Here is an 11337-nt window from a genome sequence, read left to right on the forward strand (position 1 = left end):
CCGCCCGCACGGCCCGTGCGGGGCCGTCCGCGGCGGTGCCGCGCGCCGGTGGGGACACCCCGGCGGCGCCCGGGGCGGCGACCCGCTGGGCGGCGGTGAGCGAGGTGGTGATCAGCACGGCCGCGGTGAGGGCCGCCGCTCCCCTGTGGCGTGGACGCATGAAGCCCGGCACCTCCTGCCCGCCCCCGAGCCGAAGGATGGTCCGTCGGCTCAAGTCTGCGGGGAGATGCCGGGCTTTTCGACTCGGACGGTCACGGCCCGTGAGGGGCCGGTGACCGTCCGTTCGCGTGCCGTGCCGGGGGCGCCCGCACTCGCTCGCGGGTCCCCTGGCGGTGCGGGCGCCTCGGCGCCCGCCCGTTGCCGCGTCAGGCGCCCATCATGTGCACGCCGCCGTCGACGTGGACGATCTCGCCCGTCGTACGGGGGAAGAAGTCCGAGAGCAGCGCGACGATGCCGCGGCCCGCGGGCTCCGGGTCGCTGAGCTCCCAGCCGATGGGGGCGCGGTGGTTCCAGACGTCCGCCAGCTCGGTGAAGCCCGGGATGGACTTCGCGGCCATCGAGCCGAGGGGGCCCGCGGAGATCAGGTTGCAGCGGATGTTCTTCGCGCCGAGGTCGCGGGCCAGGTAGCGGCTGGTGGACTCCAGGGCGGCCTTGGCGACGCCCATCCAGTCGTACTTGGGCCAGGCGGTCTGGGCGTCGAAGGTGAGGCCGACGACGGAGCCGCCGCGCTGCTCCATGAGCGGCAGGCAGGCCATGGTGAGCGACTTCAGGGAGTACGCGGAGACCTGGACGGCCGTGGACACGTCGTCCCAGCCGGCCTCCAGGAAGTTGAAGACGCCCTGCGGGCCGAAGGCGATGGAGTGCACGACACCGTCGAGGCTCGCGTCCTCGCCGAGGTGCTCGCGCACCTTGCCCTCGAGGGCGTCGAGGTGCTCCTGGTTGGTGACGTCCAGCTCGATGACCGGGGCGGGCTTGGGCAGGCGGCGGGAGATGCGCTCGACGAGCGACAGGCGGCCGAAGCCGGTCAGGATGACCTCGGCACCCTCCTCCTGGGCCACCTTGGCGGCGTGGAAGGCGATGGACGCGTCCGTGAGCACCCCGGTCACGAGGATGCGCTTGCCTGCGAGGATTCCACTCATGTGATCAGTGACCCATGCCCAATCCGCCGTCAACGGGAATGACGGCTCCAGTGATGTACGAGGCCTCGTCCGAGGTGAGGAACCGGACGGTGCCGGCGATCTCCTCGGCGAGCCCGAAGCGCTTCATCGGCACCTGCCCGAGGATCGCCTCGCGCTGGCTCTCGCCGAGCACGGCCGTCATGTCCGACTCCACGAAGCCGGGTGCCACGACGTTGAACGTGATGTTGCGCGAGCCCAGTTCGCGGGCGAGCGACCGGGCGAACCCCACAAGGCCCGCCTTGGACGCGGCGTAGTTGGCCTGGCCCGGGTTGCCCATGAGGCCGACGGCGGAGGAGATCAGCACGACGCGTCCCTTGCGGGCGCGCAGCATGCCGCGGTTGGCGCGCTTGACCACGCGGAAGGCCCCGCCGAGGTTGGTGTCGACGACGGAGGTGAAGTCCTCCTCCGACATGCGCATCAGCAGCTGGTCCTTGGTGATGCCGGCGTTGGCCACCAGCACCTCGACGGGACCGTGCTTCTCCTCGATCTCCTTGTACGCCTGCTCCACCTGCTCGGTGTCGGTGATGTCGCAGCGCACGGCCAGCACGCCGAGCGAGGTCAGCTCCTCGGGCGGCTCGCCCGAGCGGCAGGTGATGGCGACCTTGTCGCCGCCCTCCGCGAAGGCGCGGGCGATGGCGAGGCCGATGCCCCGGTTTCCTCCGGTGACGAGAACCGAGCGGCTCAACGGATCACTCTTTCCCTAGCTGTACGGCGGTGCGGATACACCGGAAACCTATCGGTCGCGGCGCCGTCGGAGGCACTCGCCCCCCGACAGGGCGGCAGGGGCGGCACTGTCGGGTCCCTACAGTCACGGGTGCCCGCGCCGACCGGCGGGGGCGCCGGCCGGCGCGGCAAACGGGGCGTGGGGGGCCGGTGCCGCGTGGTTCACTGCCGGTTGACGATGACGTGCCGAATCCGGGGAGTGGCCGCTGTGCGCCATGAGGTAGACCAGTCGTTCCTTGAGCTGCCGCTGCGGGCGCTCGCGGATGCCGCCCTCGCGCGGGCCCGGGCGCTCGGCGCGGAGCACGCCGACTTCCGCTTCGAGCGGGTGCGCCAGGCGTCGTGGCGGCTGCGGGACGCGAAGCCCGCCGGGTCGTCGGACAGCACGGACGTCGGATACGCGGTGCGGGTCCTGCACGGCGGCGCCTGGGGCTTCGCCTCGGGGGTCGACCGCACGATGGACGCGGCGGCGCGGGTCGCCTCCCAGGCGGTCGCCATGGCGAAGCTGTCGGCGCGGGTCGTGCGCGCGGCCGGCGAGGCGGGCGCGCGGGTGGAGCTGGCCGACGAGCCGGTGCACGCGGACAAGACCTGGGTCTCGGCGTACGACGTCGACCCGTTCACCGTGCCCGACGACGAGAAGACGGGCCTGCTCGCCGAGTGGAGCGTCCGGCTGCTGCGCGCGGAGGGCGTCGCGCACGTGGACGCGTCGCTGATGACCGTCCACGAGAACAAGTTCTACGCGGACACCGCCGGCACGGTCACCACCCAGCAGCGGGTACGGCTGCACCCGGCCCTGACCGCCGTGGCGGTGGACGCGGCGAGCGGGGAGTTCGACTCGATGCGCACCCTCGCGCCGCCGGCCGGCCGCGGCTGGGAGTACCTGACGGGCACGGGGTGGGACTGGGACGGGGAGCTGGAGCGCATCCCCGGCCTGCTCGCGGAGAAGATGCGCGCGCCGAGCGTCGCGGCCGGCTCGTACGACCTGGTGGTGGACCCGTCGAACCTGTGGCTGACGATCCACGAGTCCATCGGCCACGCCACCGAACTGGACCGCGCGCTGGGCTTCGAGGCCGCGTACGCCGGCACGTCCTTCGCCACCTTCGACCAGCTGGGCACGCTGCGCTACGGCTCGCCGGTGATGAACGTGACGGGGGACCGCACCGCCGAGCACGGGCTCGCCACGATCGGCTACGACGACGAGGGCGTCGAGACGCAGTCCTGGGACCTGATCCAGGACGGCACCCTCGTCGGCTACCAGCTCGACCGGGGGATCGCGCGGCTCGCGGGCTTCGACCGCTCCAACGGCTGCGCGTACGCGGACTCCCCCGGCCACGTGCCGGTGCAGCGCATGGCCAACGTGTCGCTGCGGCCCGACCCGGGCGGCCTGTCGACCGAGGACCTCATCGGCGGCGTCGACCACGGCATCTACGTCGTGGGCGACCGCTCGTGGTCGATCGACATGCAGCGCTACAACTTCCAGTTCACCGGCCAGCGGTTCTTCCGCATCGAGAACGGCCGGCTGGCGGGGCAGCTGCGGGACGTCGCCTACCAGGCGACCACGACGGACTTCTGGGGCTCGATGGAGGCCGTCGGCGGCCCGTCGACGTACGTGCTGGGCGGCGCCTTCAACTGCGGCAAGGCGCAGCCGGGCCAGGTGGCGGCCGTGTCGCACGGCTGCCCGTCCGCGCTGTTCCGCGGGGTCAACATCCTCAACACCACGCAGGAGGCAGGGCGATGAGCGCCGTCAGCAAGCCGCACGAGATCGTCGAGCGCGCCCTCGGCCTGTCCACGGCCGACGGCTGCGTCGTCATCGCGGACGAGCACTCCTCGGCGAATCTGCGCTGGGCGGGCAACGCGCTGACCACGAACGGCGTGACCCGCGGCCGCACGCTGACCGTCGTCGCCACCGTGGACGGGGCGCAGGGCACCGCCGCCGGGGTGGTCTCGCGCTCGGCGGTCACGGCCGAGGACCTGGAGCCGCTCGTGCGGGCCGCGGAGGCCGCGGCGCGCACCGCGGGACCCGCCGACGACGCACGGCCGCTGATCGCCGGCCCCGAGACGTCCGACGACTTCACGGGCGCGCCCGGCGAGACGTCGCCCGACGTCTTCGACGCGTTCGCGCCGGCGCTCGGCGAGGCGTTCGCGCGGGCCCGGGCCGGCGGCCGCGACCTGTACGGCTTCGCGCAGCACGAGCTGACGTCGACCTACCTCGGCACGTCCACGGGCGTCCGGCTGCGCTACGACCAGCCCGCCGGGACCCTGGAGCTGAACGCGAAGTCCCACGCCCGCACGCGCTCCGCGTGGGCGGGCCGGGCCACCCGCGACTTCACGGACGTCGACCCGCTGGCACTGGAGGAGGACCTCGGGCGCCGCCTCGCGTGGGCGGCCAGGAAGGTCGAGCTGCCCGCAGGGCGCTACGAGACGCTGCTGCCGCCGACCGCGGTGGCCGACCTGCTGATCTACCAGCTGTGGTCCTCGGCGGCGCGGGACGCGGCCGAGGGCCGCACGGTCTTCTCCCGGCCCGGCGGCGGCACCCGCGTCGGCGACCGGCTCTGCGAGCTGCCGCTGACGCTGCGCAGCGACCCGGACGAGCCCGGGCTGGAGTGCGCGCCCTTCGTCGTCGCGCACGCCTCGGGCGACGACTCGTCCGTCTTCGACAACGGGCTGCCCCTGTCGGCGACGAACTGGATCCGTGACGGGCGCCTCGACCGGCTGGTCACCACCCGGCAGAGCGCCGACCTCACGGGCCTGCCGGTGGCGCCCGCGATCGGCAACCTGGTGCTGGAGGGGCCCGCAGGGCAGGGCCCGGGCCGCTCGCTGGACGAGATGGTCGCGGACACGGAGCGCGGCCTGCTGCTCACGTCGCTGTGGTACATCCGGGAGGTGGACCCCGCGAGCCTGCTGCTGACCGGGCTGACCAGGGACGGCGTCTACCTCGTGGAGCACGGCGAGGTCGTCGGCGAGGTCAACAACTTCCGCTTCAACGAGTCCCCGGTCGGGCTGCTGTCGCGCGTCGCCGAGGCGGGGCGCACGGAGCGTACGCTCCCTCGCGAGTGGGGCGACTGGTTCACCCGGGCGGCGATGCCGGCGCTGCGGGTGCCCGACTTCAACATGAGCTCGGTCAGCAAGGGAGTGTGATCCCGCCCGCCCGGCGGCGGACGAGGACGCCGGGCGCCCGGGGGGCACCTCTAGACTGCATGCGAGACCACCCTGCCGCAGCGGCCACCGCGCCGGGAGCGGCGAGAGATTCCACGAGGAGACACGAGCACCGTGACGGACATCGTCGACGATCTTCAGTGGCGCGGCCTGATCGCCGTGTCCACTGACGAGGACGCACTGCGCAAGGCGTTCGCGGACGGTCCCGTCACGGTCTATGTGGGCTTCGACCCGACCGCGCCGAGCATGCACCTGGGCAACCTGGTGCAGATCCTCACCGTACGCAGGCTCCAGCAGGCCGGGCACCGGCCGCTGGCCCTGGTCGGCGGGGCGACCGGACTGATCGGCGACCCGAAGCCGACCTCGGAGCGCACGCTGAACGACCCCGAGGTCGTCGCCGAGTGGGTGGGCCGCTTCCAGCGGCAGCTGGAGCCGTACTTCTCCTTCGACGGGCCGAACGCGGCGATCGTCGTGAACAACCTCGACTGGACGTCGGGGCTGTCCGCGATCGAGTTCCTGCGCGACATCGGCAAGCACTTCCGGGTCAACAAGATGATCGCGAAGGAGGCCGTGTCCCGCCGCCTCAACTCCGACCAGGGCATCAGCTACACGGAGTTCAGCTACCAGATCCTGCAGGGCATGGACTTCCTGAAGCTGTACCAGCAGTACGGCTGCACCATGCAGACCGGCGGCAGCGACCAGTGGGGCAACCTGACGGCGGGCATCGACCTGATCCACCGCGTCGAGGGCGAGTCGGTGCACGCGCTCGCGACGCCGCTGCTCACGAAGGCGGACGGCACCAAGTTCGGCAAGACCGAGGGCGGCGCCATCTGGCTGGACCCGGAGATGTACTCGCCGTACGCCTTCTACCAGTTCTGGCTCAACACGGACGACCGGGACATCTCCCGCTTCTCCCGGATCTTCAGCTTCAGGTCCCGCGAGGAACTTCAGGAGCTGGAGCGGCAGACGGAGGAGCGGCCGCAGGCCCGCGCGGCGCAGCGCGCCCTCGCCGAGGAGCTGACGACGCTGGTGCACGGCGCCGGCCAGTGCGCGGCGGCGATCGCGGCGTCCAAGGCGCTGTTCGGCCAGGGCGACCTGGCGGAGCTGGACGAGGCGACCCTCCAGGCCGCCCTCGCCGAGCTGCCCGCTCTGACGGTCGAGGAACCGGTGGCCGTCGCCGACCTGTTCGCCGGGACGGGCCTCGCGCCGAGCAAGTCGGCCGCGCGCCGCACCGTGAAGGAGGGCGGCGCGTACGTGAACAACGTGAAGGTCGCCGACGCCGAGGCCGTGCCCGCGGCGGACGACCTGCTGCACGGGCGGTGGCTGGTGCTGCGCCGCGGCAAGCGGAACCTGGCTGCCGTCGAGGTCACGGGCGCCTGACGGGTCCGGGCCCGGTCCGCCCGGACCGGGCCCGCCCCTCCGCCCGCGGCAGGACGGCGCTCGCAGCGGATCGCGCGGTGCCGGGCCGTGCGGCCGGATCGCGTCGTATCGCCCCTGCGTACCGGCCGGCGCCCTGGCGGACGCCGCAGTCCCGCGCCTCTCGTGTCCGGTCGGGCGGGTCGCCTCACATGCGCTCGCGGCGCCTGCCGCGCACGGTCGACCAGAAGACGTCGCCGAGGAACACCACGAGGACGGCGCCCGCCAGTTGCAGCACGTGACGCGTCCAGTCGACGCCCCGGGTGTCCGCCACGCCGAGCCAGCCCGCGGCCGCGTTGCCGAGGATGCTGCCCAGGATGCCGAAGACCACCGTCAGCCAGACCGGGATGCGCTGCCTGCCCGGGATGATCGCCCTGGCCAGCAGGCCGAGGACGAGTCCGACGACGATGACCCACAACCAGTGCATGGCGGCCTCCTCAGGGCGGCGCGGGGCGCGCACGGCACGGTCAGTCTCCGCCGGTGCCCACGGGCGCGCACGCCGGTGGACCCGTCCGCGCGACCGGGGGCCCGGCGGGCCGTGACGGGCGTGCGTGCCGTGTCCTGACCGCCGCGCCGTGGTCGTGGCGGGCGCGGCCCCGGCGTCAGCGGCGCCGCGATGGCCCGATCCGGTGCCCCGCGGGTTTCGGCGCCGCCCCGGTCTCGAAGGCGGCGTCCTCGCGGCGTACCGTGAGGTGCGTCGGGACCGGGGCGGGTCCGAGCACGAATCGGGTGATGGACTGTGGTGCGGATGCGCAATGACAACGGAGTCTTCCGGATCACCGGGGCCCCCGCGGGCCTCCAGGAGGACGTCCGGGGCAGGCAGCGCCGGTACGTGATCTCCATGATGATCCGCACACTCGCCGTGATCCTGACCGTGGTGCTCTGGGACGTCGAGCGGCCGGTGGCGATCGCGACCCTGGCCGTGGGGATGCTCCTGCCCTACGTGGCCGTGGTGATCGCCAACGCCGGGCGGGAGACCGCCAGGTCGCTGCCCTCGGCCTTCGTGCACACCGTGAGCCGGCCGATGATCACCGCCGGCTCCCCGGCGGCCGCCCCCGCGGCCGACCCGCGCGCCGACGGCGCCGGGAGCACCCGGGTCGGGCCGGAGAGCCGCCCGCCGACCGGGAACGACGCGCGGAGCGAGGCGGGAACGGGGCCCGCGGCGGGTGCCGAGCAGCACGCCCGGCACCGGGGCGACCGGGTCTGACCCGGCGTACCAGGGCTTCGCCAAGCTCAGGAAAAGCTCATATCAATCACGCGGTTCACCTCCGGCGGATGCGGGCCGCGTGACATACTTCTTAGGCGCTCCGCATCCCCCGTCGGAGCGACGGACCGACGCCGGGCAGCTCCCCCCGTGGCTGCTCGGCGTCGTTTGTCTTTCATTGGTCCAGACCAATGGCGAGCCGCTGTGACCGGCACATTCCCCGGCACCCAGGGCGGCGAGGTCCGGTGCCGGGGCACGAGCCCGACAAGATCCAAACGAGAGGCCCTAGGCTGACGGGGTGATCTCCGGAGACCTTCCCGCCCCCGTCTGCTCCGCCAAGGGCTGCCGGGCGCCCGCCCTGTGGGTGCTCGCCTGGAACAACCCGAAGCTGCACACCCCCGAGCGGCGCAAGACCTGGCTGGCGTGCGAGGAGCACCGCGAGCACCTGTCGAAGTTCCTCGGCGTGCGCGGCTTCCTCAAGGACGTCGTGACGCTCCCCGAATGGGAGGCGCGCCCGGAGGGCGGCGGGGGCGCGGCGGGCGACTGACCCTGTCCGCCCGCGGGCGGCCCGCCACGGGTCGCCCGGGGGGCGGACGGGCCGCTCAGCCGCCGATGGCCGACATCGGCCGCGAGGGCTGGAGGAAGGACGGGTCGTCCAGTCCGGAACCGGCCTTCTTGCCCCACATCGCCAGCCGCCAGATCCGGGCGATCTCCTCGTCCTCGGCGCCGGAGCGCAGCGCGCCGCGCAGGTCCGTCTCCTCCGTGGCGAACAGGCACGTGCGCACCTGGCCGTCCGCCGTCAGGCGGGTACGGTCGCAGGCCGCGCAGAACGGCCGCGTGACGGAGCCGATGATGCCGACCCGGTGCGGGCCGCCGTCCACGATCCAGCGCTCCGCGGGCGCGGCGCCGCGCTCCCGCTCGCCCTCGGGCGTCAGCGTGAAGTGCCGCTGCAGGGAGGCGAGGATCTCGGCCGCGGTGATCATGCCGTCGCGCTTCCAGCCGTGCTGGGCGTCGAGCGGCATCTGCTCGATGAAGCGGAGCTCGTAGCCCTCCTCGACGGCCCAGGCGAGCAGGTCGGGCGCCTCGTCGTCGTTGAGGCCCGGCATCAGCACGGTGTTGACCTTGACCGGGACGAGCCCGGCGGCGCGCGCCGCGTCGAGGCCCGCCAGGACGTCGGCGTGCCGGTCGCGCCGGGTGAGGGCCTTGAAGACGTCGGGCCGCAGGGTGTCCAGGGAGACGTTGACCCGGTCGAGACCGGCCGATTTCAGCGCCTCCGCCGTGCGCTTGAGGCCTATGCCGTTGGTCGTCAGAGACATCCTGGGCCTCGCCGGCAGCGCGGCCACCCGCTGCACGATGCCGACCAGCCCGGGCCTGAGCAGGGGCTCTCCCCCGGTGAAGCGGACCTCGGTGATGCCCAGGGACCGCACCGCGACCTCGACGAGGCGGACGATCTCGTCGTCCGTGAGCAGGTCGGGCTTCGCCAGCCACTGCAGGCCCTCCTCCGGCATGCAGTAGGAGCACCGCAGATTGCACCGGTCGGTGAGCGACACCCGCAGGTCGGTGGCGACACGGCCATACGTGTCGATGAGCACTGTGCGGCCTCCCGTGGTCACTGATCGGTGTCTTCGAGGGTACGTCAGGCCCCGGACAGCGGTGGGGGCCGATAGCCACGAGGAGCGCGGCGGACCGGTCGTAGATCCCTACGAGCACGGCCGGATGCCGCTCCCGGACGGGCGTTTTCCGGCCGAAGCGGTTGATGGGCGCGCGGAGGCGGGATACCTTCCTTCGTCACGTCGCCATGTCATGCACACAACTGTGCAGTGCACCGCGGCGGCACGTCCCCGCACCGCCCGCACCGCGCACCCTCCCCCACCGCAAAGCCTCCGCATGCAGCGCCTCCGCACCGCGCACCTCCCTCCGTACCGCAGCAGAAGGTCCGTCCGTACGCGCCCCGCCCGTACGCACCCGCACCCCCTCTCACTCACGGATGAAGTGGAGACCCCATGGCCCGCCCGGTACACGAAGCCCGGCACCCGCGCCCGCACGGGCGCCGTCCGGCGGCGATCACCGCCGCCCTCGCACTGACCGCCGCGCTGGGCTTCCTTCCGGCCACCGCCTCCGCCGCCGCGGCGGGACCGGCGACCGGCGCGGCCGACGGGCCCGCGCTGACCTATGTGGTCAACACGACCGGCGGCGCGGTCACCGACGCCCTCGTGCGGCACGCACTGACCCGGGCCGGCGGCACCCTCGTCACCTCGTACGACCGGATCGGGGTGCTGGTCGCGACGTCGCGCGACCCCGGCTTCGGGGCCGCGATGCGGCGGGTGTGGGGCGTCCGGTCCGCCGGCGCGACCAGGACCGCCCCGCTGCCCGCCGAGTCGCTGACCGACGAGGGCGCCCCGAAGAGGCTGTCCGCCGCGCAGGTCTCCGCGGCGCGGCACGAGCGGACGGCGGGTCAGGATCCGCTGGAACCCCTCCAGTGGGACCTCGGTGCCATCAAGGCCGACAAGGCGCACCTCAGGACGCTCGGCAGCCGGGACGTGACCGTCGCGGTCATCGACACGGGCGTCGACGACACGCACCCCGACATCGCGCCGAACTTCGACCGCGCGGCCTCGGTCGACTGCGTCGGCGGCAAGCCGGACACGGCGTTCGGCGCCTGGCGCCCCACGGCGGCCGACAGCCCGCACGGCACCCACGTCGCGGGCGAGATCGCCGCGGCGAAGAACGGTGTGGGCATGACGGGCGTGGCGCCGGGCGTGAAGGTGGCGGGCATCAAGGTGGGCACGCCGGCCGGCCTCTTCTACACGGAGGCGGTGGTCTGCGGCTTCATGTGGGCGGCGGACCACGGCGTGGACGTGACGAACAACAGCTATTACACGGATCCCTGGTACTTCAACTGCACCAACGACCCGGACCAGCGGGCGCTGGTCGACGCCGTCACGCGGGCCAGCAGGTACGCGGAGAGCCGGGGCACGGTCAACGTGGCCGCGGCGGGCAACGAGAACTACGACCTGACGTCTCCGACGATCACGGACCCCTCCAGCCCCGACGACGGCACGGCGGTACCGCGCGAGATCGACACGTCGAAGTGCTACGACATCCCGACGGAGCTGCCGGGCGTGGTGACGGTCGCCGCGACGGGCGCCAAGGATCTGAAGTCGTCGTTCTCCAACTACGGCGACGGCATCGTCGACATCGCCGCTCCCGGCGGCGACAGCGACGCCTACCAGAAGCCCGCGCCGCCGGCGCAGAGCGGCCTGATCCTCGGCACGCTGCCGGGCGGGGGCTGGGGCTACATGGCGGGGACCTCCATGGCGAGCCCGCACGTGGCCGGCGTCGCCGCGCTCATCAAGTCCACCCACCCGCACGCGTCGGCGGCCGCGGTGAAGGCGCTGCTGTACGGGGAGGCGGACGCGACGCCGTGCGGCGGGACCTACGACATCGACGGCGACGGCACGGCGGACGCCCTCTGCAAGGGCGGCGCCCGCCACAACGGCTTCTACGGTGCGGGCCTCGCGGACGCCCTGGACGCGGTGCGCCGCTGAGAGGGTGCGCCGCCGGGACACGGGTGAGGCGCGCCCGGGACGCACGGTGAAAGGGGCCGCGGCGCGCGCCGTGGGGCCGGGCGCGCGCCGGGCACCGGGGGCCTTCCGGCCGGCG

At 73.5% G+C, this 11337-nt stretch carries 10 protein-coding genes; 6 read left to right on the top strand and 4 right to left on the bottom strand.

Annotated elements, in window-relative coordinates:
* Nucleotides 1–365 precede the first annotated feature (365 nt).
* Nucleotides 366–1139, bottom strand: a complete 774-nt coding sequence (fabI, locus tag L1885_RS15280) for an enoyl-ACP reductase FabI (protein ID WP_235797660.1) — start codon at nucleotides 1137–1139, stop codon at nucleotides 366–368.
* A gap of 4 nt (nucleotides 1140–1143) precedes the next feature.
* Complete coding sequence (gene fabG / locus L1885_RS15285) at nucleotides 1144–1863, bottom strand: 3-oxoacyl-[acyl-carrier-protein] reductase (RefSeq protein WP_235797661.1); 720 nt, start codon at nucleotides 1861–1863, stop codon at nucleotides 1144–1146.
* A 246-nt stretch (nucleotides 1864–2109) separates the two neighbouring features.
* On the opposite strand from fabG, the gene L1885_RS15290 reads away from it, so the two are divergent.
* The 3 genes from L1885_RS15290 to tyrS all read left to right on the top strand — a co-directional run bounded on the left by L1885_RS15290 (nucleotide 2110) and on the right by tyrS (nucleotide 6434).
* On the top strand, nucleotides 2110–3636 hold the full coding sequence (locus tag L1885_RS15290) for a TldD/PmbA family protein (protein ID WP_235797662.1): 1527 nt from the start codon (nucleotides 2110–2112) through the stop codon (nucleotides 3634–3636).
* Nucleotides 3633–5036: a metallopeptidase TldD-related protein gene (locus L1885_RS15295; RefSeq protein WP_235797663.1), complete on the top strand. Its 1404-nt coding sequence runs from the start codon at nucleotides 3633–3635 to the stop codon at nucleotides 5034–5036. Before L1885_RS15290 ends, L1885_RS15295 begins: the two co-directional genes overlap by 4 nt.
* 132 nt (nucleotides 5037–5168) lie before the next feature.
* Complete coding sequence (gene tyrS, locus L1885_RS15300; RefSeq protein ID WP_235797664.1) at nucleotides 5169–6434, top strand: tyrosine--tRNA ligase; 1266 nt, start codon at nucleotides 5169–5171, stop codon at nucleotides 6432–6434.
* 184 nt (nucleotides 6435–6618) lie between these two features.
* Here tyrS and L1885_RS15305 read toward each other — a convergent pair whose 3' ends face one another.
* Nucleotides 6619–6897, bottom strand: coding sequence for a GlsB/YeaQ/YmgE family stress response membrane protein (locus tag L1885_RS15305; protein ID WP_235797665.1), 279 nt, complete (start codon nucleotides 6895–6897; stop codon nucleotides 6619–6621).
* Nucleotides 6898–7218: 321 nt separating this feature from the next.
* Between L1885_RS15305 and L1885_RS15310 the strand changes: the two genes are divergently transcribed.
* Together L1885_RS15310 and L1885_RS15315 are read left to right on the top strand one after the other, a co-directional pair.
* Nucleotides 7219–7677, top strand: a complete 459-nt coding sequence (locus L1885_RS15310; protein ID WP_235797666.1) for a DUF3099 domain-containing protein — start codon at nucleotides 7219–7221, stop codon at nucleotides 7675–7677.
* A 295-nt stretch (nucleotides 7678–7972) separates the two neighbouring features.
* The gene (locus tag L1885_RS15315) at nucleotides 7973–8221 is read left to right on the top strand and encodes a hypothetical protein (protein ID WP_235797667.1); all 249 of its coding nucleotides are present in this window, start codon (nucleotides 7973–7975) and stop codon (nucleotides 8219–8221) included.
* 55 nt (nucleotides 8222–8276) lie between these two features.
* Here L1885_RS15315 and moaA read toward each other — a convergent pair whose 3' ends face one another.
* Complete coding sequence (moaA, locus tag L1885_RS15320) at nucleotides 8277–9266, bottom strand: GTP 3',8-cyclase MoaA (RefSeq protein ID WP_235797668.1); 990 nt, start codon at nucleotides 9264–9266, stop codon at nucleotides 8277–8279.
* A 411-nt stretch (nucleotides 9267–9677) separates the two neighbouring features.
* On the opposite strand from moaA, the gene L1885_RS15325 reads away from it, so the two are divergent.
* The gene (locus tag L1885_RS15325) at nucleotides 9678–11222 is read left to right on the top strand and encodes a S8 family serine peptidase (RefSeq protein WP_235797669.1); all 1545 of its coding nucleotides are present in this window, start codon (nucleotides 9678–9680) and stop codon (nucleotides 11220–11222) included.
* Nucleotides 11223–11337 lie beyond the last annotated feature (115 nt).

The sequence above is a fragment of the Streptomyces fuscigenes genome (genome assembly GCF_021556455.1).
GTDB lineage: Bacteria > Actinomycetota > Actinomycetes > Streptomycetales > Streptomycetaceae > Streptomyces > Streptomyces fuscigenes.

Coding starts and splice junctions, on each gene's coding strand:
- L1885_RS15295 (WP_235797663.1), top strand. CDS start 3,633: ATGAGCGCCGTCAGCAAGCCGCACGAGATCGTCGAGCGCGCCCTCGGC.
- fabI (WP_235797660.1), bottom strand. CDS start 1,139: ATGAGTGGAATCCTCGCAGGCAAGCGCATCCTCGTGACCGGGGTGCTC.
- L1885_RS15325 (WP_235797669.1), top strand. CDS start 9,678: ATGGCCCGCCCGGTACACGAAGCCCGGCACCCGCGCCCGCACGGGCGC.
- L1885_RS15305 (WP_235797665.1), bottom strand. CDS start 6,897: ATGCACTGGTTGTGGGTCATCGTCGTCGGACTCGTCCTCGGCCTGCTG.
- L1885_RS15310 (WP_235797666.1), top strand. CDS start 7,219: ATGCGCAATGACAACGGAGTCTTCCGGATCACCGGGGCCCCCGCGGGC.